This is a genomic window from Paractinoplanes pyxinae (genome assembly GCF_026626335.1).
Lineage (GTDB): Bacteria > Actinomycetota > Actinomycetes > Mycobacteriales > Micromonosporaceae > Actinoplanes > Actinoplanes pyxinae.
The window spans coordinates 328,366-350,446 of sequence record NZ_JAPNTZ010000002.1 but is presented as its reverse complement, the minus strand read 5'-3'; the positions used below and the strand labels follow the sequence as shown (position 1 = coordinate 350,446).

At 68.8% G+C, this 22,081-nt stretch carries 21 protein-coding genes; 12 read left to right on the top strand and 9 right to left on the bottom strand.

The genetic code is table 11. The features are described 5' to 3' along the window. Positions 1–3 precede the first annotated feature (3 nt). Both OWR29_RS06320 and OWR29_RS06315 read right to left on the bottom strand, forming a co-directional pair. Complete coding sequence (locus OWR29_RS06320) at positions 4–1,341, bottom strand: rhamnulokinase (protein ID WP_267561558.1); 1,338 nt, start codon at positions 1,339–1,341, stop codon at positions 4–6. Continuing rightward, positions 1,338–3,368, bottom strand: a complete 2,031-nt coding sequence (locus OWR29_RS06315; RefSeq protein WP_267561557.1) for a bifunctional aldolase/short-chain dehydrogenase — start codon at positions 3,366–3,368, stop codon at positions 1,338–1,340. The genes OWR29_RS06320 and OWR29_RS06315 overlap by 4 nt, the downstream gene beginning before the upstream one ends. Positions 3,369–3,774: 406 nt before the next feature. Between OWR29_RS06315 and OWR29_RS06310 the strand changes: the two genes are divergently transcribed. The 4 genes from OWR29_RS06310 to OWR29_RS06295 are packed head-to-tail and all read left to right on the top strand — an operon-like array spanning position 3,775 to position 5,694. Next, positions 3,775–4,146, top strand: a complete 372-nt coding sequence (locus tag OWR29_RS06310) for a hypothetical protein (protein ID WP_250002441.1) — start codon at positions 3,775–3,777, stop codon at positions 4,144–4,146. Continuing rightward, positions 4,143–4,589 (top strand): hypothetical protein, encoded by a 447-nt coding sequence (locus OWR29_RS06305; RefSeq protein ID WP_267561556.1) that lies wholly within the window; start codon positions 4,143–4,145, stop codon positions 4,587–4,589. The genes OWR29_RS06310 and OWR29_RS06305 overlap by 4 nt, the downstream gene beginning before the upstream one ends. A gap of 5 nt (positions 4,590–4,594) precedes the next feature. Then, positions 4,595–5,266, top strand: coding sequence for a hypothetical protein (locus OWR29_RS06300; RefSeq protein ID WP_267561555.1), 672 nt, complete (start codon positions 4,595–4,597; stop codon positions 5,264–5,266). A 17-nt stretch (positions 5,267–5,283) separates the two neighbouring features. Further along, positions 5,284–5,694, top strand: a complete 411-nt coding sequence (locus OWR29_RS06295; protein ID WP_267561554.1) for a roadblock/LC7 domain-containing protein — start codon at positions 5,284–5,286, stop codon at positions 5,692–5,694. 66 nt (positions 5,695–5,760) lie between these two features. On the opposite strand, the gene OWR29_RS06290 is transcribed toward OWR29_RS06295, so the two are convergent. Beyond that, positions 5,761–6,795, bottom strand: a complete 1,035-nt coding sequence (locus OWR29_RS06290; RefSeq protein ID WP_267561553.1) for a LacI family DNA-binding transcriptional regulator — start codon at positions 6,793–6,795, stop codon at positions 5,761–5,763. A 178-nt stretch (positions 6,796–6,973) separates the two neighbouring features. Here OWR29_RS06290 and OWR29_RS06285 point away from each other — a divergent pair, with 178 nt between their 5' ends. From OWR29_RS06285 to rhaI, 6 genes are all read left to right on the top strand, one after another. Beyond that, entirely contained in the window at positions 6,974–8,485 is a 1,512-nt protein-coding gene (locus OWR29_RS06285; protein ID WP_267561552.1) for a sugar ABC transporter ATP-binding protein, read from the top strand. 64 nt (positions 8,486–8,549) lie between these two features. Further along, positions 8,550–9,572 carry an ABC transporter permease gene (locus OWR29_RS06280; protein ID WP_267561551.1) on the top strand — a complete coding sequence of 341 codons (1,023 nt, stop codon included), beginning with the start codon at positions 8,550–8,552 and terminating at the stop codon, positions 9,570–9,572. Continuing rightward, positions 9,565–10,605: an ABC transporter permease gene (locus OWR29_RS06275; RefSeq protein ID WP_267561550.1), complete on the top strand. Its 1,041-nt coding sequence runs from the start codon at positions 9,565–9,567 to the stop codon at positions 10,603–10,605. The genes OWR29_RS06280 and OWR29_RS06275 overlap by 8 nt, the downstream gene beginning before the upstream one ends. Positions 10,606–10,627: 22 nt before the next feature. Beyond that, positions 10,628–11,701 carry a rhamnose ABC transporter substrate-binding protein gene (gene rhaS, locus OWR29_RS06270; protein WP_267561549.1) on the top strand — a complete coding sequence of 358 codons (1,074 nt, stop codon included), beginning with the start codon at positions 10,628–10,630 and terminating at the stop codon, positions 11,699–11,701. 56 nt (positions 11,702–11,757) lie between these two features. Further along, positions 11,758–12,093 carry an L-rhamnose mutarotase gene (locus OWR29_RS06265; protein WP_267561548.1) on the top strand — a complete coding sequence of 112 codons (336 nt, stop codon included), beginning with the start codon at positions 11,758–11,760 and terminating at the stop codon, positions 12,091–12,093. Beyond that, complete coding sequence (rhaI, locus tag OWR29_RS06260) at positions 12,090–13,256, top strand: L-rhamnose isomerase (RefSeq protein WP_267561547.1); 1,167 nt, start codon at positions 12,090–12,092, stop codon at positions 13,254–13,256. The genes OWR29_RS06265 and rhaI overlap by 4 nt, the downstream gene beginning before the upstream one ends. Positions 13,257–13,311: 55 nt before the next feature. Here rhaI and OWR29_RS06255 read toward each other — a convergent pair whose 3' ends face one another. Beyond that, entirely contained in the window at positions 13,312–13,635 is a 324-nt protein-coding gene (locus OWR29_RS06255; protein WP_267561546.1) for an immunity protein CdiI family protein, read from the bottom strand. A 257-nt stretch (positions 13,636–13,892) separates the two neighbouring features. Between OWR29_RS06255 and OWR29_RS06250 the strand changes: the two genes are divergently transcribed. Beyond that, on the top strand, positions 13,893–14,108 hold the full coding sequence (locus OWR29_RS06250; RefSeq protein WP_267561545.1) for a hypothetical protein: 216 nt from the start codon (positions 13,893–13,895) through the stop codon (positions 14,106–14,108). A 7-nt stretch (positions 14,109–14,115) separates the two neighbouring features. On the opposite strand, the gene OWR29_RS06245 is transcribed toward OWR29_RS06250, so the two are convergent. From OWR29_RS06245 to OWR29_RS06235, 3 genes are read right to left on the bottom strand one after another with little or no spacing between them, the layout of a single operon-like run. Beyond that, positions 14,116–14,949, bottom strand: coding sequence for an ATP-binding cassette domain-containing protein (locus tag OWR29_RS06245; RefSeq protein ID WP_267561544.1), 834 nt, complete (start codon positions 14,947–14,949; stop codon positions 14,116–14,118). Then, positions 14,946–15,968 carry an ABC transporter permease gene (locus OWR29_RS06240; RefSeq protein WP_267561543.1) on the bottom strand — a complete coding sequence of 341 codons (1,023 nt, stop codon included), beginning with the start codon at positions 15,966–15,968 and terminating at the stop codon, positions 14,946–14,948. Before OWR29_RS06240 ends, OWR29_RS06245 begins: the two co-directional genes overlap by 4 nt. Position 15,969: 1 nt before the next feature. Further along, complete coding sequence (locus tag OWR29_RS06235; protein ID WP_267561542.1) at positions 15,970–16,995, bottom strand: sugar ABC transporter substrate-binding protein; 1,026 nt, start codon at positions 16,993–16,995, stop codon at positions 15,970–15,972. A 131-nt stretch (positions 16,996–17,126) separates the two neighbouring features. Here OWR29_RS06235 and OWR29_RS06230 point away from each other — a divergent pair, with 131 nt between their 5' ends. Next, positions 17,127–18,119: a LacI family DNA-binding transcriptional regulator gene (locus OWR29_RS06230; RefSeq protein ID WP_267561541.1), complete on the top strand. Its 993-nt coding sequence runs from the start codon at positions 17,127–17,129 to the stop codon at positions 18,117–18,119. On the opposite strand, the gene OWR29_RS06225 is transcribed toward OWR29_RS06230, so the two are convergent. Together OWR29_RS06225 and OWR29_RS06220 are read right to left on the bottom strand one after the other, a co-directional pair. Next, positions 18,116–19,699 (bottom strand): hypothetical protein, encoded by a 1,584-nt coding sequence (locus OWR29_RS06225; protein ID WP_267561540.1) that lies wholly within the window; start codon positions 19,697–19,699, stop codon positions 18,116–18,118. The genes OWR29_RS06230 and OWR29_RS06225 overlap by 4 nt on opposite strands. Positions 19,700–19,810: 111 nt before the next feature. Beyond that, positions 19,811–22,042: a discoidin domain-containing protein gene (locus OWR29_RS06220; protein WP_267561539.1), complete on the bottom strand. Its 2,232-nt coding sequence runs from the start codon at positions 22,040–22,042 to the stop codon at positions 19,811–19,813. Positions 22,043–22,081 lie beyond the last annotated feature (39 nt).

Here is a 22,081-nt window from a genome sequence, read left to right as displayed (position 1 = left end):
CGGCTACCTCCGCGCGGGTTCGTAGCGAACCACCTGCTGAGTGTCGCGCAGGACCGAGCGCAGCGCCGTCAGATCACCCTCGACGACTCCGGCCGCGCGGGCCTGGATCAGCAGGTTGCCGAGCGCGGTGGCCTCGACCGGACCGGCCAGCACGGGCAGCCCGCAAGCGTCCGCGGTCAGCTGGCAGAGCAGTTCATTGCGGGCACCGCCACCGACGATGTGCACCGCGTCGACGTGCCGCCCGGACAACTGCTGCGCCTGCTCGACCGCCTTGCGATGAGCCACGGCCAGACTGTCCACAATGCAGCGGGTCAGCTGGGCCGGGCTCGCGTCGGCGGGCAGACCGGCCGCCTTGGCCACCCGCTGGGCCATGGCGCCGGGCGGGATGAAGCCCGGGTCGTCGAGGTCGATCACCACCGGCTTCTCGCGGGACGCCGCCCGCAGCAGCTCGCCGATGTCGGGCGAGCCCCACTCGCGCATGCACTCCTGCAGCGGCCACAGCCCCATCACGTTGCGCAGGTAGCGGATCGTGCCGTCGACACCGCCCTCGTTGGTGAAGTTGGCCGCCCGCGATTCGGCGCTGAGCACCGGCGCCGGCAGTTCCAGACCGACCAGGGACCAGGTGCCGCACGAGATGTACGCGAAGTTCTCCCCCGCCGCGGGAACGCCCACCACAGCGGACGCCGTGTCGTGCGACCCGACCGCCACCACCTTCGTGCCGTCGTACTCGCCGATCACGTCGCCCGGCCGGCGGATCGGCGGCAACAGCGAAGGCCGCAGACCCAGCTTCGCGATCAAGGGCGAAGACCATTCCCGCGTACGCACGTCGAGCAGCCCGGTCGTCGAGGCGTTCGTGTATTCGGCGCCCATCTCACCGGTCAGCCAGTAGGCCAGCAGATCCGGGACGAGCAGCATCTGCTGCGCCACCTCGAACTGCGGGGTGCCCTGAGCGGCGGCCAGCTGATAGATCGTGTTGAACGGCAGCTTCTGCAGGCCGGTGATCTCGTACAGCTGCTCGTCGCCGATGTCGAGGCGCACGCCGTCGGTGCGGCCGTCGCGATAGTGCACCGGGTTGCCCAGCAGAGCGCCCGAGGCGTCCAGCAGTCCATAGTCGACGGCCCACGAGTCGATGCCGATGCTCTCGACCGGGCCGGCCTTCCGCAGACCTTCGAGCACCCCGCGGTACAGCGCGAGGATGTCCCAGTGCAGGGTGCCGCCGATACGCACCGGCTCGTTGGCGAACCGGTACGTCTCGGTGAGCTCGATCGTGCCGTCGGAGAAGCGGCCGACCATGACGCGCCCACTGGACGCGCCGAGGTCGACCGCGGCGAAGGATGTCATCGCAGGAAGGCCGCGGCCACGCCGGCGTCGACCGGGATGTGCAGGCCGGTCGTGTGGGTCAGGTCGCCGCCGGTCAGCGCGAAGACGGCGTTGGCCACGTGCTCGGGCAGCACCTCGCGCTTGAGCAGCGTGCGCTGCGCGTAGTACTCGCCCAGCTTCTCTTCCGGCACGCCGTAGACCGCGGCCCGCTTGGCTCCCCAGCCGCCGGCGAAGATGCCCGAACCGCGGACCACGCCGTCGGGGTTGATGCCGTTGACCCGTACGCCGTAAGCGCCCAGTTCGGCCGCGAGCAGCCGCACCTGATGGGCCTGGTCGGCCTTGGTGGCGCCGTAGGCGACATTGTTGGGCCCGGCGAAGATCGAGTTCTTGCTGGAGATGTAGATGATGTCGCCGCCCAGCCCCTGCGCGACGAGGATGCGGGCCGTCTCGCGCGACACCAGGAACGAGCCCTTGGCCATCACGTCGTGCTGCAGGTCCCAGTCCTGCTCGGTCGTCTCGAGCAGCGGCTTCGAGATGGAGAGGCCGGCGTTGTTGACCACCAGGTCGACGCCGCCGAAGGCCAGGACGGCCTCCTGCAGGCTCTTCTCGATGGCGGCGGCACTCGTCACGTCGGCCTGGACCGCGAGCGCCACATCACTGCCGCCGATCTCGTCGGCGACGCTCCGGGCGGCTTGCTCGTCGCGGTCGGCCACGATGACACAGGCGCCCTCGGCGGCGAGCCGCAGGGCGATCGCCCGCCCGATGCCCGAGCCACCGCCGGTCACGTACGCGATCCGGGTTGCGAGGGGCTTCGGCTTCGGCATGCGCTGGAGCTTGGCTTCCTCGAGCGCCCAGTACTCGATGCGGAACTTCTCGGCCTCGTCGATCGGCGCGTAGGCCGACACCGACTCGGCGCCGCGCATCACGTTGATGGCGTTGACGTAGAACTCGCCGGCGACGCGGGCCGTCTGCTTGTTGGCGCCGAACGAGAACATGCCGACGCCGGGCACCAGCACGATGGCCGGATCGGCGCCGCGGATGGCCGGGCTGTCGGCGGTGGCGTGCCGGTCGTAGTAGCCGCGGTAGTCGTCGCGGTAGGCCTCGTGCAGCTCTTTGGCACGGGCGACGACCTCGTCGAGCGGGGCGTCGGGGGCGGTGTCGAGCACCATCGGCTTGACCTTGGTGCGCAGGAAGTGGTCGGGGCAGCTGGTGCCCTTCTCGGCCAGCTCACCGAGTCGTTCGCTGTTGACGAAGTCGAGGACGACGTCGGAGCCGGTGAAGTGGCCGACCTGGGTGCGGTCGGTCGACGCCAGGCCGCGCAGGACCGGGAACAGGGCGGCGGCGCGACTCTTCTGCTCTTCCGCGGGCAGCGTCTCGTGGATCTTGGCGCCGAACGGGTTCTCGCGGCCGTGCTCGGCCAGATACTGCGCGGCCTTCTGGATGATCTCGAGCGAGTTCCGCGAACACTCCTCGCTGGTCGCGCCCCACGCGGTGATGCCGTGTCCGCCCAGGATGACGCCGATGGCCTGCGGGTTGGCCTTCTGCACGGCGGCGATGTCGAGGCCGAGCTGGAAGCCGGGCCGGCGCCACGGCACCCACAGCACCCGGTCGCCGAAGATCTCTTTGGTCAGCGCCGGGCCGTCGGCCGCGGTGGCGATCGCGATGCCCGAGTCGGGGTGCAGGTGGTCGACGTGCGTTGCTTCGACCAGGCCGTGCATGGCGGTGTCGATGGACGGGGCGGCGCCGCCGCGGCCGTGCAGGCAGTAGTCGAAGGCGGCGACCATCTCGTCCTCGCGCTCGACGCCCGGATAGGTGCGGGTCAGCGCCCGCAGCCGGTCGAGGCGGAGCACCGCGAGACCCTTCTCGGTCAGCGTGCCGAGGTCGCCGCCCGAGCCCTTGACCCACAGCAGGTCGGCCGGCTCGCCGGTGACCGGGTCGGTCTCGGAGCCCTTGGCCGAGGTGTTACCCCCGGCGTAGTTGGTGTTGCGCGGGTCGGCGCCGAGCCGATTGCTGCGCTCCAGAAGCTCACGCACTGCGGGGTTCGTCATGGTGTCCTTCGGCTCTGCTGACAGAACTGGGCTCACGTGGTGAAACGTTTCAGACGTTGCCGACAGATTACGGGCCTGTGGCACTCACGGTCAAGACGCGGTCGTCAATTGAAACGTTGCCCGTGCGTCGCTAGCGGACGGGCGGCCGAACCGTGTCCATCCGACGAATCGACCGCTTCGCCGACGTTCGGACGACCCCGGACGGGTCAACGGGCAAACCCGGCAGATCTTCGGTCTGACCTGCGGTGATCCGCCCGATCATCGGTGTTCAAGCAATCTTGGACGTGCCACTGTTGGGCCCGACATCAAGAACGAAGCCGTTCCTCGTGACCGTGTGTGACGGCCGGCCGCCCGGCGACAGCCCGGGCTAAGCCCCTTCCATGACGGGACGAGAAGGAGGAGTTAAGTGGCGAACATCGAGACTTCGCTGAAGGAAGCCATGACGATCGAGGGCGCCATCGGCGTGGCGCTCGTCGACTACACCAGCGGCCTCACGCTGGGCGTCATGGGTGGCGGCCTGAACATGGACATGAACATCGCCGCCGCCGGCAACACCGACGTGATCCGGGCCAAGGTCCGCACCCTCGAGATGCTCGGCCTGGCCGACAGCATCGAGGACATCCTGATCACGCTGGACTCGCAGTACCACCTGATCCGCCTGCTCCAGGGCCGCGGCAACGAGGCGTTCTTCCTGTACCTCGCGCTGAACAAGAGCCGCGCCAACCTCGGCCTGGCCCGCCACCAGCTGCGCAAGATCGAGAGCGAGCTCGACGTATGACGGCCGTCGACGAGACCGGACTCAGCATCCGGAGCACGACCCAGCTGATCGGTGACGCTGTCAAGCAGTTCCGCGCCCAGGTGCCGGAATGCATCGGCGCCGGTCTGGTCGACATGTCCACCGGCATGCTGCTCGCCGCCGACACGCTCGACGAGCACCCCGGCGAGGTGCTCGACCTCATCGCGGCGGCCACGTTCGACCTGTTCCAGGGGCGCAACGTGACGATGATCGAAGAGATCTTCAAGGCCCGCTACGGCGTGCTCGACGACCGCCACTACTTCCAGGAGTTCCTGGCCCAGAGCGAGTCGCACGTGCACGTCTTCCTGCGCAGCGCCAACCAGGACATCGTCGCGGTGGTCATCGCCCGCAAGACGGCGAACACGGGCATGATCCTCACGCAGGCCCGCCTGGTCATGAAGCAGCTGGACGCCGGCCTCAGCTGATGTCCGTGCCACCGCTGACGGAGGCGCTGGGCATCCCCGGCGCCCATGCGGTGTCCCTGCTCGACCCGGACGGCCCCCGAGTGCTGTGGTGGGCGGGTGAGACCGCGCCGACCGAGCAGGAGGCCGCCGCCGCCGTCACGCTCGCCGCGGCGTCGGCCGGTCTGGTGCTGCTCGACGGAAAAGGGTCCGACGAGCTCGGCGACATCCTTCTCACCAGCGCCGACGCGTTCCACGTGGTGCGCCTGGTGGGCGAGGAGGCGCCGCTCGTCGCCCACCTGACGCTGCGCCGGGCCGGCGCCAATCTGGCGATGGCCCGGCGCGAGTTCGGTGCGCTCATCAAGTCGTACGCCCAAGAGGTCGTGCGGCCGCAGCCGGCGTTGCCCACCACGTCGCTCGACATCGACCTGACGCCGCGCGACCTCGGCGGGGGTACGGTCGATCTGAGCGCCTCGCTGACCGGCCCGGCCGGGTTCCGGTCGGCCGGGTTCTCGCCGGACTTCGCACCGTCGTCTCCCGAGGCGGCGGGCGGCGACTCACCCGCCGACCTGCCCCGGCGGCACCGCCTCGAGAAGTCCGAGCCCGACGAGTCGTCCGACCTGCTCGACCTGCTGGGCCGCCCGTACGTGACCGACGACGACGTCCTCGACCGTGTGCTGGTCGCCCTCCGCTCCCTCTGACCCCCCTGGAGAAAGCGTTGCAACCCTCCGATCCGTACCAGGCTGTCCGAGCCGAGCTGGCCGCGCTGCGGCACCAGGTCACCGGGGTGCGCGGTTGCGTCATCGCCGGCGTCGACGGCCTGCTGATCCTGCACGACACGGTGTCCGGTCCCGAGCCGCACGACATCGCCGCGCTGGCCGCGGGCGCACACGGCATCAGCCGCACCTGCGGGGCGGCCCTCAACCAGGGCACGTTCCAAGAGGTGACGATCCGCAACCAGGGCGGCTATCTCTCCGTGTACGCGGTGGGCGAGCTGGCGCTGCTGGCCGTGATCGGGGACAGCGGCCTCAACATCGCCCGCCTGCACCTGGAGGCCCGCCCGGTGACCAGCCGCCTGGCCGGCCTGCTGCGCATCCAGACCGTGGAGCACTCCGGCTACTTCGGCTGAGACACCCGACGCTTCACCAAGCGCGCGCCCGATTAATCGTCGAGGCGCGCGCCGACAGTTCCGGTTCTACCGACCGCGCGCCCGGCTGACCGTCGAGGCGCGCGCCACCAGTTCCGGGGTGAACTGCAGCTGCTCGTGGCGGTGGTCGGGGTTGGACGCCTCGTCGAGCACCAGCTGCGCCGCGGCCCGGCCCAGCTCTTGCCGGGGCTGGCGGACCGAGGTCAGCGGCACGGCCGCGGCCGCCGCGAACTCGATGTCGTCGAAGCCCACGATGGCCAGGTCGTCCGGCACCCGCAGGCCGGCGCCGATGCCCTGCTGCAGCAGGCCGAGCGCCAGCAGGTCGTTGAGGCAGAACGCGGCCGTCGGGCGGCGCCGCGCGGGCAGGCCGGCCAGGCGCTCCCCGGCCGAGCGGCCCTCGGCCACGGTCATCGCCTCGGTCGGCAGATAGATCAGGTCTTCGGGGTCGCGGCCCAGCGACTGCCAGATCTCGCGGGCGCCCTGCAACCGCTCGCCCACCTGGCCCAGCGAGTCGGGGCCGCCCACCACGGCGACCCGGGTGTGGCCCTGCTCGGCCAGGTGTTCCACCGCGATGCGGCCGCCGAGCACGTCGTCGACCGAGACCGAGCAGCAGCTGTCGGCGCCCCGCACCCGGTCGACGATCACCATGGGGACGCCGCGCCGGGTCAGCTCGTCGAGGTGGGCCGAGGACGGGTCGACCGGCGTGATCAGGATGCCCTGGACCCGCTGCTGGAGCAGGCGGTCGAGGTGCACCTCCTCGCGGGCCGAGCGGCTGTTGCTGTTGCAGATGAACAGCGAGAGGTCGGCGTCCTCGGCGGCCAGCTCGATTCCCTGGGCCACGTCGTGGAAGAACGGGTTGGTGCCGTCGAGCATCACGTAGGCCAGCGTGCGGCTGGTGCCGGCGCGCAGCTGGCGGGCCGACTCGTTGCGCACGAAGCCGAGCTCGGACATGGCCCGCTCGACCCGCTCCCGGGTGCGCGCGCTGACCACTTCGGGCCGGTTCATCACGTTGGAGACGGTGCCCAGCGAGACGCCCGCGGCTGCCGCGACGTCCTTGACGGACGGCGTCCGACCGTTCAGCACTGGGCCCCCCGCAAAAAAGCGTTGAAACGTTGAAGCCGCATCCTACGGCACTCGACGAAGGAGCGACGGCAGTGTTTCCGCAACGTTTCTGACCAACGCTTGACAGGTGTGATCGGGGCCACCTACGTTGCTCATACGTTCACTGAAACATTTCAACTTTACTCGACGGAGGTGGCCCGTGGCGGAGGCAAACGCCCGGCCCAGACTCGAGGTTCACGACGTCACGAAGTCCTTCGGAGCGGTCGCGGCCGTGCAGGGTGTCAGCTTCCCCCTCTACCCGGGCGAGGCGCACGCGCTCGTCGGTGAGAACGGGGCCGGCAAGTCCACCATCGTGAAGATGCTGGCCGGCGTCCACCGTCCGGACACCGGCACGCTTCGGGTCGACGGCGCCGACGTGGACTTCGCCGGCCCCGCCGACGCCAAGGCGGCCGGCATCGCCGTCATCTATCAGGAACCCACCCTCTTCCCCGACCTGTCGGTGGCCGAGAACATCGCCATCGGCAACCAGCCGCTGACCAGGCTCCGGCAGATCGACCGCAAAGAGATGACCGCCAACGCCGAGCGGCTGTTCCGCCGCCTCGGCGTCCCGCTCGACCCGAGCCGCCCGGCCCGCGGCCTGTCGATCGCCGACCAGCAGCTGGTCGAGATCGCCAAGGCGCTGTCGGCCGAGGCCCGGGTGCTGATCATGGATGAGCCGACCGCCGCGCTCTCCGCCGTCGAGGTCGAGCGGCTGTTCGCGGTGGTGCGGTCGCTGCGTGACGAGGGCGCGGCGATCATGTTCATCTCGCACCGGTTCGAAGAGATCACCGCGCTGTGCGAGCGGGTGACGATCATGCGGGACGGCAAGCACGTCGCCACCGAGCTGGTGGCCGACCTGAGCGTCGACGACATGATCCGGCGGATGGTCGGCCGCGATCTGAGCGCGCTCTTCCCCAAGCAGGACGTCGAGCCGGGCGAGGTGGTGCTCGAGGTCGACGGCCTGTCCCGTGAGGGCGTCTTCAAAGACATTTCCTTCTCCGTACGGGCTGGGGAGATCGTCGCCTTGGCCGGGCTCGTGGGCGCCGGGCGCTCCGAGGTCATGCAGGCCGTGTTCGGGGTCGACCCGTACGACAGCGGAACCGTCAAGGTGCACGGCCGGCGACTCAAAGGCGGATCGCCCCGGGCCGCGATGGCGGCCGGCATGGCACTCGTCCCCGAGGACCGCCGCCAGCAGGGCCTGGTCATGGAGCTGTCGATCGAGCGCAACGTGACCCTGCCGCGGGCCCGCAAGCTGGCCCGCCTCGGTCTGCTCTTCGGCGGCACCGAGCGCGAGGCGGCCGAGACGTGGACCCGCAAGCTGCAGACCAAGCTGGGCCGGCTCACCGATGCGGTGGGCACGCTCTCGGGCGGCAACCAGCAGAAGGTGGTGCTGGCCAAGTGGCTGGCCACCGGGCCCAAGCTGCTGATCGTGGACGAGCCCACCCGCGGCATCGATGTCGGCACCAAGGCCGAGGTGCACCGGCTGATGTCGTCGCTGGCCGCGGACGGTCTCGCGGTGGTGATGGTCTCGTCGGAACTACCCGAGGTGCTGGGCATGGCCGATCGGATCCTGGTGCTGCGTGAAGGCCGGATCGCCGCCCAGCTCACCCGCGCCGAGGCCACAGAGGAGTCGGTCATGTACGCGGCCATGGGACAGGAGGTTTCGGTATGACCGACTGCACCGGAGCGCGCGGAGCAGGCGTAGGGCCAGGAGGGCATGCCCAAGGAGGCTCGGTATGACCGCGACCTCTCTCGAGGCTCCGCCGTCCAAGCGGTTCTCCCTCGGCGGCCTGCTCAAGACGCGCGAGCTGGGCATCGTGCTCGCCTTGACGCTGCTGGTGGCGTACACCGCGATCGACAACTCACGGTTCCTGTCCGGGCAGAGCATCCGCGACAACCTGCTCAACACCGCGATCCTGGCCGTCATGGCGACCGGCCAGGCGATCGTGGTGATCACCCGCAACATCGATCTGAGCGTCGGCTCGGTGCTCGGCATCAGCGCGTTCGCCGTGGCCACGTTGATGAGCAACAACCAGGACCTGCCGATGATCGTGGCGCTGCTGGCCGGCCTGGCCATCGGCGCGGTGGCCGGCCTGGTCAACGGGGTGCTGGTGCGCTACGGCAAGGTGCCCGCCCTGGTGGTCACCCTGGGCACGCTCTACATCTACCGCGGCATCACGTACTCGTGGGCCGGCGGCTCCCAGGTCAACGCCGACGAACTCCCCCGGCACTTCCTGACCTTCGCCAACGACAGCATCCTGGGCGTTCCCTGGCTCGTGCTGATCGCGCTGGTCGTGATCGCCGCCGGGTCGGTGATGATGCGCAACTACCGGATCGGGCGCGAGCTGTACGCGATCGGCTCCAGCCCGCCCGCGGCCGAACTGGCCGGCATCAAGGTGGCCCGCAACCTGCTCACTGCGTTCGTGCTCAGCGGCGCCCTGGCCGGGTTGGCCGGGGTGCTCTACGCGGCCCGGTTCGGCACAGTCGACGCCGCGGCCGGCAACGGCATGGAGCTGAACGTGGTGGCGGCGGTCGTGGTCGGCGGCGTGGCCGTCTTCGGCGGCAGCGGTTCGGTCTGGGGCGCGGCCCTGGGCGCCCTGCTGCTCACGGTGATCGGCAGCGCCCTGGCCGTGCTCGACATCAACCAGTTCTGGCAGCAGGCCATCGTGGGCGCGCTGATCATCCTGGCCATCTGCGCCGACCGCCTGGTCGCGGTGCGCATCGCCCGGTCGCTGCGGAAGAGGGACGCGCATGTCTGACATCGACTTGGACCAGCGTCCCGCGAACAACCGCAGCGCCGTCCTCAAGAGCCGGCTGACCAGCTGGGACAGCATCATCCTGGTGCTCACCGTCCTGGTGCTGATCATCGCGTCGTTCACTGTGGACAACTTCGGCACCAGCCGGAACTTCACGTTCATGGTGCTCGACCTGCTGCCGATCATCCTGATCGCACTGCCCATGACGATGATCATCGTGACCGGCGAGATCGACCTGTCGGTGGCCAGCACGCTCGGCCTGACCAGCTCGATGATGGGCTGGCTGTGGAACCAGGGCCTGTCGATCGAGTCGATCATCCCGCTCTGCATCGTCATCGGGGCGATCTGCGGCGTGGTCAACGGCTTCCTGATCACCGGGCTGGGCCTGCCCTCGCTGGCCGTCACCATCGGCACGCTGGCGCTCTACCGCGGCCTGGCGTTCGTCGTGCTCGGCGACGGCGCGGTGGCCGACTTCCCGTGGAACTACACGGGCTGGGTGACCGGAACCATCGGCGACGGGGCCGTGCCCAACGTGCTCATCCTGATCGTCGTCCTGGCCTTGATCTTCGGCATCGTGCAGCACGCCACGCCGTTCGGCCGCTCGCTCTACGCCATCGGCGCCAACGCCCAGGCCGCGCACTTCTCCGGCATCCGGGTCGCGAGGACCAAGTTCTGGCTGTACGTGGCCAGCGGCGCCGTGGCCGGGCTGGTCGGCGTGTTGTGGACGCTGCGCTACTCCAGCGCCCGGGCCGACAACGGCGCGGGCCTCGAACTCGCCGTCGTGGCCGCCGTCCTGCTCGGCGGTGTCTCGATCTTCGGCGGCAAGGGCAGCCTGCCCGGCGTGCTGGGCGGTGTCGTGCTGCTGACCGCACTGCAGAACGCGCTGCGTCTGGAGGACGTATCCGGGCAGGCGCTGAACATCGTCACGGGCTCGCTGCTGGTGCTCTCCGTGCTGCTTCCCAACGTCACTTCCGCCGTACGCGGCAATTGGCATCGCCGCAAGCTGCGCCAAGCCTCCGCTACTTCTGCGCAATAAAACCCTGAGATTGGAGTACGCCGTGCTTCGCTCCCCCCGCACACTACTTTCCGTTACGTCGGCCGCGCTTCTCGTCGCGGGCCTCACCGCCTGTGGTGGCACGACGAAGGACAGCGCGTCCAACACCAGCGGCGGCGGCCAGTCAGCCGCGGCGGCCGACCCGAACGCGGCGGTCAAGGAGGGCCTGAAGATCGCCTTCCTGCCCAAGCAGCTCAACAACCCGTACTCGGACGTCGAGACCGGCGGTGGCAAGGTGGCCGTCGAAGAGCTCAAGGGCGAGTACAAGCTGGTCGGCCCGAACGACGCCTCCGCCTCGTCGCAGGTGTCGTACATCAACACCCTGATCCAGCAGCAGCAGGACGTCATCGTGGTGGCGGCCAACGACCCCAACGCGGTCTGCCCGTCGCTCAACCAGGCCCGGGCGGCCAAGATCAAGGTCATCACGTTCGACTCGGACGCCTCCAAGGACTGCCGCGACGCCTTCATCAACCAGGCCACCACCGAGGGCATCGGCCAGTCGCTGGCCAAGATGGCCCTCGAGCAGGCCGGCGGCGAGGGTGAGATCGCCGTCCTCTCGGCCACGCCCAACGCCACGAACCAGAACTCCTGGATCGAGGTGATGAAGGAAGAGCTCAAGAAGCCCGAGTACTCGAAGCTGAAGCTGGTCAAGGTGGCCTACGGCAACGACGACGACCAGAAGTCGTTCCAAGAGGCCCAAGGTCTGCTGCAGTCGTACCCGAACCTCAAGGCGATCGTCGCCCCGACCACCGTGGGCATCGCGGCCGCCGCGCGTTACATCTCGTCCTCCAGCTACAAGGGCAAGGTCGCGGTGACCGGTCTCGGCCTGCCGAACCAGATGCGCGAGTACGTCAAGGACGACACCGTGAAGAAGTTCGCGCTGTGGAACCCGGCCGACATCGGCTACCTGGCCGCCTTCGCGGGCGCCAACATGGCGTCCGGCAAGATCACCGGCGCTCAGGGCGAGAAGTTCACGGCCGGCAAGCTCGGCGAGTACACGATCGGCGCCGACGGCGAGATCGTGCTCGGCCCGCCGACCGAGTTCACCAAAGAAAACATCGACCAGTTCAACTTCTGATCGATCTGATCGGCTGAGCCTACCCGCGGCGGAAAACCCCAGAAAAGATCAGATTAATGCCTCGCTATTGCTTCCAGCTCCAGGTCCGCCCCGAGCGGATGGCGGAGTACGTGGAGCGGCACCAAGCCGTGTGGCCCGAGATGCAGGACGCACTCCGGGCCACCGGCTGGCGCAACTACTCCCTCTTCCTCCGCGACGACGGGCTGCTGATCGGCTACGTCGAAGCGGACGATCTCGAGGCGTCCCAGGCGGCAATGGCGGCGCTGGACGTCAACACCAGGTGGCAAGCGGAAATGGCGGGGTTCTTCGCCCGCGGCGGACCCAACGACGAAGGGTTCCCGCTGCTCACCGAGGTGTTCCACCTTTCTGAGGATGCACAGGAGACCCCATGACCGACCTCGCCGCCGTCAAGCGCGCCCTGACGGCCCAGCGCATCGAGACCCCGTCGTGGGCCTACGCCAACTCCGGAACCCGGTTCAAGGTCTTCACCCAGCCCGGGGTGCCGCGCAACCCGGAGGAGAAGATCGCCGACGCCGCCACGGTGCACCGGTTCACCGGGGTGGCCCCGGCAGTGGCCCTGCACATCCCCTGGGACAAGGTCGACGACTACCGGGCCCTCACCGCGTACGCGAGGGACCTGGGGGTCGAGATCGGCGCGATCAACACGAACGTCTTCCAGGACGACGACTACAAGCTGGGCTCGGTCACCAACCCCGACGCCGGGATCCGCCGCAAGGCCACCGACCACCTGCTCGAGGCGATCGACATCATGGGCCAGACCGGCTCCCGCGACCTCAAGCTGTGGTTCTCCGACGGCATCAACTACCCCGGACAGGACGACCTGCGCGACCGGCAGGACAGGCTGGCCGCGGCGCTGCGCGAGGCGTACGACCGGCTGACCGGCGACCAGCGGATCCTGCTCGAGTACAAGCTGTTCGAGCCGGCCTTCTACGCCACCGACGTGCCGGACTGGGGCACGTCGTACGCGCATTGCCTCGAGCTGGGCGAGCGGGCCACGGTCTGCATCGACACCGGCCACCACGCGCCCAGCACGAACATCGAGTTCATCGTGGCGTTCCTGCTGCGCCAGAAGAAGCTCGGCGCGTTCGACTTCAACAGCCGCTTCTACGCCGACGACGACCTGATGGTCGGCGCGGCCGACCCGTTCCAGCTGTTCCGCATCATGTACGAGATCGTCCGCGGCGGCGCCCTCGACCCGGCCTACGGCATCGCCTTCATGCTCGACCAGTGCCACAACATCGAGCGCAAGATCCCGGCCATCATCCGCTCGGTGATGAACGTCCAGGAGGCCACGGCCAAGGCCCTGCTGGTCGACCGCGAGGCCCTCACGAAGGCCCAGCAGTCCGGCGACGTCCTCGAGGCCAACGCCGTCTTCATGGACGCCTACAACACCGACGTCCGCCCCCTGCTGGCCGAAGTGCGCACCGACGCCGGCCTCGACCCCGACCCGGTCGCCGCCTACCGCCGAAGCGGCTACGACGAAAAAATCATCGCCGACCGAGTAGGCGGAACCCAGGCCGGCTGGGGCGCTTAGCCCCACGCCACTGAATCCCCGCACCCGGCACCAGCGGGCGCGGGGATTCGTGCCGTCACGCTCCGATCGCCACGTCCCACCCGACCCGCGGGTCGAAGTAGGCGACACTCCAGCCGTCCCCGAGTTCCCGGGCCAGACCCCGAGCGAGCTCCTCACCGCGAGCGGAGAACGCGGCTTCCGCCTGCGGATCCGCGAACCCGGAGGCCACCGGGTCGTCCCGATTCAACGTCCGGTCGTAGTCGTCGGCCCACTGCAGCAGCCCATCCACCAGCCCCGCACTGAGCGGCAACCCGGCCGGGTCGACGTTCACCCCGCCCCGCCACAACGGGAAGCTCTCGTAGTCCGCCATCACCCGGATGGCGCTTCGCTCAGTGTCCAACGGTGCTGTCCGCGTCGCCGGGCCGAGGTGGCGGGGGCGGCCGGTCGCGGCCGGACGGTGGCGGCGGGTCGTCGCCGGGGCCCGAACCGCCGCTGCCGGGCGTGCGAGGTCGGCCGGTCATGGAACAGGCCGCTCAGCCGCCGTCTTCACGGCCCCGACGGTAACAATCCGCATCCATCGAAGAGTGCGGCGAAAGCTAAGGAGGCGGCTTGGGCCGCCGATCCAAGGGGCCGACATTCAGCGACGGGGGGCCACGGATGGACCAGTACCTGCAGACCGCGTACGACGTGACTAGTGGCCTGTTCGGGCCGGAGTCGGGCGTTCCCTGGTGGGCCTGGATGGCTGTGATCGTGGCCCTGTTCTGGAAGGTTGCCGTCAAGGAGCCGAAGAACGGCCGTGAGGCCGCCGCGGAGCGCGACGACCTCATGCTGGCGCAGATGTTCAACGACGATTCCGGTAAGAAGAAGAAGTAGGCTCCGCTCAGGCGGTGTGCGGTGGGGGCTCGGCGGCGCCGGTCATGATGGCCACCGCCTCGCTCATCGAATGGCTCTTGGGCGTGACTACGGTGGCTCGCCGGCCCAGCCGCTGGATGTGGATGCGGTCGGCGATCTCGAACACGTGCGGCATGTTGTGGCTGATCAGGATCACCGGCAGGCCGCGGTCGCGGACGTCGCGGATCAGCTGAAGCACGCGGTTGCCCTCCTTGACGCCGAGGGCCGCGGTCGGCTCGTCGAGGATCACCACCTTGCTGCCGAACGCGGCCGACCGGGCCACCGCCACCGCCTGCCGCTGACCGCCGGACAGGGACTCGACGGCCTGGCCGATGTTCTGCAGGGTGGCCACGCCCAGTTCGCTCATGTGCCGCTTGGCTTCCGAGCGCATGTGGGACTTGTCGAGCATCCGGAAGACCGAGCCGAGCGGGCCGGGCTTGCGCTGTTCGCGGCCGAGGAACAGGTTGTCGGCGATGTCGAGGCCGGGGGCGACCGCGAGGGTCTGATACACGGTTTCGATGCCCGCGGCGCGCGCGTCCATGGGCGTACGGAATCGGACCTGCCGCCCGTCGAGGAAGATCTCACCCTCGTCCGGCACCAGGGCGCCGGACAGGGCCTTGATCAGGCTCGACTTGCCGGCGCCGTTGTCGCCGATGACCGCCAGGATCTCGCCGGGGTACAGCTCGAGGTCGCTGCCGTTGATCGCGACGACCCGGCCGTACCGCTTGGTGAGCCCTTTGGCCTGCAGAACCGGGGTCCGGTCGGCGGCGCGGGGCTCGGGGACGGTCTGGGGAGCCGCGTGCCTTCCCTCAGCGGTGGTCATGTCTTCACCTTCCTGATCCACTGGTCGAGGGAGACCGCGACCAGTACCAGCAGGCCGATCGCGAAGCCCTGCCAGACCACCTCGACGCCACCCAGTTGCAACCCGTTGCGGAACACGCCGACGATGAGCGCGCCGATCAGGGTGCCGATCACGCTGCCGCGGCCGCCGAAGAGGCTGGTGCCGCCGAGCACGACGGCGGTGATCGAGTCGAGGTTGTACTCGACGCCCACGTTGGGGCTGGCCGAGGCGAGCCGGCCGATGAGGATCCAGCCGCCGATCGCGTAGAGCAGGCCGGCCACGGTGTAGACCGAGAACAGCACCCGCCCGGTCTGGATGCCGGCCAGCCGGGCCGATTCGGTGTCGTCACCGGTGGCATAGACGTGTTTGCCCCACGCCGTGCGGCCGAGCGCGTAGAAGAAGAACGCGAACAGCAGCAGCATGATGATCGACCCGTACGTCAGCCGGAAGTTGCCGATCGGGATCGAGTTGCCGGTCCACGTCATCAGGCCGGGCATGTCGGTGCCGCGGACGGTCTCGCTGTTGCTCACGACCGAGTTGAGCGAGAAGAAGATCGTCAGCGTGCCGAGCGTGACGATGAACGGTGGCAGTTTTATCCGGGTCACCAGGAAGCCGTTGATCGCGCCCATCGCGGTGCCGCAGGCGAAGCCCAGCAGCAGCGCGATCAGGCCGGGCATTCCGGCCTTGGTGGCGAACTCGGCCATCAGGATCGACGAGAACACCGCGATGGCGCCGGCCGACAGGTCGATGCCGGCGGTCAGGATGATCAGGGTCTGCCCGAGGGCCAGCGTGGCGATCACCGTCACCTGCTGCAGCACGAGCGACAGGTTGGTGGCGGTCAGGAAGCGCGCGTTGACGATCGAGAACGCGATGATCGCCACGATCAGAACGGCCAGCGGTCCCAGTACGGGGTTGGCGTGCAACAAGTGCTGCACGCGCAGGCCGAGCGAGTCGTTCTTGCGCACGTCGAAGTCGGCGGGAGCGGAGGTGGTCGCGGTCATGTCAGCCCCAGCAGTTCTGCTTGCCCCACGTGGAGTCCTTCGCCTCCACGCCGGCCTGCGGGTCGTCGGTGATCAGTTGGGTTCCGGTGTCGTAGAAGTCCTTGCCCGGTGTCGCCTGGGGCCGGGTGCCGTCCTTGGCGTACGCGGCGATGGCGTTGATGCCCAGCTGGGCCATCTTGAGCGGGAACTGCATCGAGGTGGCCCCGATGATCCCCTTGGACACGTTGTCGACCCCGGGGCAGCCGCCGTCGATCGAGACGATGACGGTGTCCTTCTCCTTGCCGGCCGCCTGCAGAGCCAGATAGGCGCCGGCCGCGGCGGGCTCGTTGATCGTGTAGACCAGGTTGATCGTGGAGTCCTTCTGCAGCAGGTTCTCCATCGCGGTGCGGCCGCCGTCCTCGGCGCCGTCGGTGACGTCGTGGCCGGCGATCTGCGGGTCGTTCTCGTCGCCGATCTTGTTCGGGTCGCCCACGTCGATACCGAAACCGTCGAGGAAGCCCTGGTCGCGCTTGACGTCGACGGAGACCTGGTTGGCGTTGAGGTCGAGCATGGCGATCCTGGCCTGCTTGCCGTCCTTGGCGAACTTGGCCTTGGCCCACTGCCCGATCAGCTTGCCGGCCTGGTAGTTGTCGGTGGCGAAGGTGGCGTCGGCCGCGTTGGGCGGGTCGACCGGCGTGTCCAGCGCGATCACGAGCATGTCCTGCTCGTGGGCCTTGTCGATCGAGGGCACGATCGCCTTCGAGTCGTTCGGCGTGATCAGGAAGCCCTTGGCGCCGAACGACATCAGGTTCTCGATCGCCTGCACCTGGGCCTCGTTGTCGCCGTCCTGCTTGCCGGCGAAGCTCTGCAGTTCGACGCCTTGGGTCTTGGCCTCGCTCTGGGCGCCCTTTCTCATCTGGACGAAGAAGGGGTTGGTGTCGGTCTTGGTGATGAGACCGACGACGTCCTCGCCTGTTCCACGGTTGCAGGCCGCGGTGCCGAGGACCAATGTCACCGCGCAGCCCGCGGCCAGCATTTTCCTGCGCATGCTCCCTCCCAATCGATTTAGCGAAATCGAGGGACAACGTTGTCTCGCAGTAGACGCCCGCCTTCACTTCATGTCAACAATGAGTTTCCACGATGTTGCCGACAGTGATCAACATCGACGGAGGTAGATGGATGACATCGCATCGGCCAACCATGAACGACGTCGCCCGCACCGCCGGAGTGAGCCTCAAGACGGTGTCCCGGGTGGTCAACGGCGAGACAACGGTGGCCCCCGACCTGGCCGCACGCGTGCACGCGGCGGTCGAGTCGCTCGACTACCGCCCGCACGTGGGCGCCAGCATGCTGCGCCGCAACGACCGCCGCACCCGCACGATCGGCCTGCTGCTCGACGACGTGTCCCACCCGTTCTCGGCCGCGCTGCACCGGGCGGTCGAGGACCAGGCCCGGGCGCGGGGCATCCAGGTGCTCACCGGGAGTCTCGACCAGGATCCCGTACGGGAACAGACGCTGGCCGAAGCGTTCGCCGAGCGCCAGACGGACGGCCTGATCCTGGCTCCGACCGGCGCCGACTCCGGCCACTTAGGAGCGCACACCGGCCTGCCCGTCGTCTTCGTCGACCGCACCCCCACCGGCGCCGCGGGCGACACGGTCGTCTCCACCAACGTCTCCGGGGCGGCCGGCGCCGTACGCCATCTGATCGCGCAGGGCCACCGCAGCATCGGCTTCCTCGGCGGCCACCAGCACCTGTCCACGACCCGCGACCGCCACCGCGGCTATCTGCGCGCGCTGGGCAGCCGGGCCGGCCCCGCGGTGCACGATCTGCACGATCCGACCGACGCCGAACGAGCCGCCGTCGCGATGCTGCGCGGCCCGCACCCACCGACGGCCCTGTTCACCACCCAGAGCATGGTCACCCTGGGCGTCGTACGGGCTTTGCGGCGCCTTTCCCGCGAGCGCTCGGTGGCCCTGGTCGGCTTCGACGACTTCCCGCTGGCCGACCTGCTCGAGCCCCCGGTCACCGTGGTCGCCCAGGATCCAGCCCGCATGGGCCGCACGGCCGCCGCGGCCCTCTTCGAGCGGATCGAGGGCTACGACGGCCCACCCCGGGAGATCAGGATCCCGACGACCCTGATCCCCCGGGGCTCGGGAGAGTTACCGATCTAGCCGATTCCGTAGGCGCGGAAGACGGTGGCTTCGGTGTAGGCGCCGCCGGCGACCGTGGCCCGCACCTTGAGGGCCACCGCGCTGGTCGTCGGGTTGGTGACTGTCGCGTACCAGGTGCCGCCGACCTTCGAGACCGGGACGGTGCGCCACGTCTTGCCGCTGTCCGGCGACATCTGGGCGGTCAGCTTGCTCACCTTGGGGTCGGTGCCCCGCTTGGCGTCGGGGTCGACCACCGTACGAAGCAATTTGATCGTGACCTTGGTCTTGGTTCCCGGCTTGGCCTTGTTGGTCATGCTCAGGCCGGCCGGCAACATGTGCACGGAGTAGACCCCGGGCAGCGCGCTGGCGTTCGGCTTGGTCTGGAACCGGTACGTCACCCGGCTGGTCGTGGAGAGCATCCCGGACGGGAAGGTGATCTCCGGGTAGTAGCGGGTGGCGGTGTTGGTGAGCGTGTACCAGCCGGCCTTCTTGACCGTGTAGTACATGTACGTCATCTCGGGCTCCCAGCCCTTGTCCTGCTTCACGGCGACCGCCTTGCCGTTGAAGTACAGGGCCGCCGAGGCCTTGTCGCCGCCCTCGACCGAGCCGGCGCCGGGGAAGGCCGGGTCGGCGAACATGTCGTTCAGGCCGAACGAGAGGTAGCCCCGGATCGTGGCCGGCAGGTGCGAGCTGGGACCCCAGGCCGAGTTGAAGAAGCTCAGGTTGTACGACTTGCCGGCGGCAACAGTGCGCTTCGCGAAGTAGCTGCCGATGTTCCAGTTCTCGTTGGTCTTCGTGATCGCCGACGAGCTGACCCGGAAGTCCCACGTGCCCGGCGTGACGTGCAGGGTGCTGATCGTCGGCTTGTCGGTGTTGCCCATTCCGGCGTACAGGTCGTTGCCGCACCCGCTCGTCTGCGGCTGCACGGCCAGGTCGGAGTAGACCGAGCCGGACGGACCACGCTTCTGGACGATCCGCATCTTGGCCAGCTTGGTCGCGTTGAAGGTCTTGCCCAGCCCGGCCGGAATGCCGGTGGTCTGGTGCAGCACCGCGTAGCTGTCGGTGGTGCCGGACAGGTCGCTCCAGGTGCCCATCGCGGCGAAGCCGACGTACTTCGAGGAGTTGGGCAGGACGTACAGCTTCGAGGCGACGAAGTTGGTGGCCTCGACATCCTCGCTCGCGCTTGTCCGGGTGCAGATGCGCATGTTGAGGGTGTACTGCCGGCCCTTGGGGACGGGGCTCAAACCGAGCCCGACCGGCTTGCCCCGGCGGGTGTCGATCGTCAGCCTGGTCGAACCGGACACCTTCACGGTCTGGCCGGCCAACGTGATCGTGCCGTTGGAGGTCACCGAGGTCAGTACGGCGTACGTGCCCTTGGTCAGCTTCTTGGCCGTGCCCGAGCGGGCCAGGATGGTCGAGCTGGTCGTCACGTCGACCAGCTTCAGGCCGGCGTTGACCTTGGCGCCGCTGCGGTTGATCACGGTGACGGTGAGGGTGTGGGTGGCGGCCACGGCGGCGCCGCCGACGCTCAGCAGCGAGACCGGGACCACGGCGAGAGCGAGCCAGCGGCCGAGGCGGGCCCGCTTGACGAAAGAGAGCATGGGGTTCCCTGCGGCGAAGGAGAGGGGCGAGGCCGCGATCATGCCATAGACGACGGTACGGTGTCGTCCCCTTCTCCAGGAGACGACACCGCACCGTCATGGTCAGAACGATCAGGGGAAGTTGGTGATCGTGGAGGGGACGACGTTGCTGGCCTGAGCCGGCGCGCCGATGTTGTTGACCACGTGGTCGATCGTGCCCGCGGCCAGCGAGATCGTGAAGATGTTGTGGAACTTCACGCCGCCGTGGGTCGGGGCCTGGAAGCCGTTGGCCGAGTGGATGGCCGGGTTGTCCAGGAAGACCGCGTAGCTGCCCATCGCCCACGCCTCGTGGGTCTGGACACTGTCGGCCACCTTGTAGGCCGGGTAGCCGAGCACCCCGTCGGTGCGCCAGGCGGCGTTGGACGGCGGGTCGTACGGCTGCTCGTTCTGCAGGAAGTACGTACGGCCGCCGTTGCCGTTCCAGAGGACTTCAGTCTTCTGGTAGTGCTCGACGAACAACCCGTACGCTGTCACGTTGTTGCCGTTGACGATCAGGCCGCTGTCGGCCGTGTTGACCGTCCAGCCGTACGTGCCGGCGTTGCCGTGGTCGGCCCGCCAGGCCCAGATGTGGTCGATGATCACGTTGTTGCTGTTGACCAGCAGGCTGTTGGTGGCCTTGCCGGCGATGTAGCCACCGATCCGGAAGAACACGTCCTGCACGGTGCTGGGGTTGGCGGCGTGGTTGGCCGACGAGCCCGACTGACCCATGACCAGCAGGTTGGGCGAGTTGGTGGTGCCCGCGTCGAACAGCACGCCGGCCACCTTCACGCCGTCCACATCGGCCACCTGCATCGCGGTGACGCCGTTGTCCGGGATGATCGTGGCGTAGCCGAGGCCGAGGACCACGGTGTTGGCCCGGTTCACGTTGATCGTCTGGTTGATGTGGTAGATGCCGGGCTGGAAGATCAGGTTCAGGCCCTGGGCCAGCGCCTGGTTGATCCGGGCGGCGGTGTCACCCGGCTTGGCCACGTAGAACTGGCTGAGCGGGATCGACGTACCCGGGCTGTTGCCGTTGACCCAGGTCGCGCCCGAGGTGTTGGTGCGCAGGTTGGGCACGAAGACCGCGTAGTCGCTGCCGCTCTGGTACAGGTACGGCTTCTCGCGGATCACCGGGGTCTGCGGAATGACCGTGTACGGCGGTGTCGGGTAGCTGGCGGCCGGGGCACCCTGCACGCCGACGAAAGTCTGGTTCCACACCGCGTTGGTGTTCGAGCCGATCTGGCTGTCCCGGGTGAACCACTGCTGCTGCGAGTACTGCCCCTCGCTGCCGCTGATGCGCGAGTCCGCGATGTAGCCGCCGGACGCCCAGCCGTACCCGTTGGGGGCCAGGTTCAGGTTGCCGTGGATGTCCATGCGGCGGAACGGGGCGGCCTGCGAGACGGCCCAGCGGTTGGTGCCGTTGACCGGGTAGACCGACACGTTCTCGGTGCTGCGCCAGAAGTTCTGGGTCGCGTTGCCCTGGAACCAGCCGGCGTCGACGGTGATGTCGCCGTTGATCCGTACGTCCTGCGGGTTCTGCCCGAGGCCGACGACCGAGGTGTAGAAGCCGACCTGGATGTTGAGGTTGTTGTACGTGCCCGGCTTGAACGCGAGCACGTAGCGCCCGGTGCCGAACTGCGCCCTCTCTTGCTGGGCGAAGATCTGATCGGCCCGGGCCTGGATGCTGGCGCTGGACATCGACGGGTCGAAGACGACCACGTTGGCGCCGAGACTGCCGCCGCCCGGGATCGGGTCGCCCGTCGGAGGCGGCGTCGTCGGGGGCGGGGTGGTCGGGGGTGTGGTGGTGGTGCCGCCGTAGACCTTGAACTCCCAGAGTGAGTAGCCGTAGCCGGTGGTGCGCTGAGTGCCGTACATGCGCACGTACCGGCCGGTGCCGTTGACCGTCAGGTTCTGGTTGCCGCCGGTCGACGTGGTGGTCGAATAGATGTTGGTCCAGGTGCTCGCGTTGTCCGAGACCTGGAGCTGGAACGCCTTGGCCGCGGCGGTCTCCCAGTTGAGCTCGACGCGGGTGATCTGCTGCGAGCTGCCCAGGTCGACCTGTAGCCACTGCGGGTCACTGGCGGCCGACGACCAGCGGGTGCCGGCGTTGCCGTCGACAGCCTCGGACGCCAGGTAGGCGCCGGCCGCCTGGGTGGACGACGCGGTGGCCGGCTTGCCCTGTGAGAGCAGGGTTTCGGCGGCACTCGCGCCGACCGCGGTGACGGCGGCGTAGCCCGCGACGACGGTGGCGACCAGGCCGCCGATCGCCGCGAGGCGCCAGGGGGAGCGCCTCCGCTCGGGTGCGGAGGAGATGGGGATGGTCATTGCTTCTCCTTGGGCGGGGATGCGCAAGGGGGACTCTTG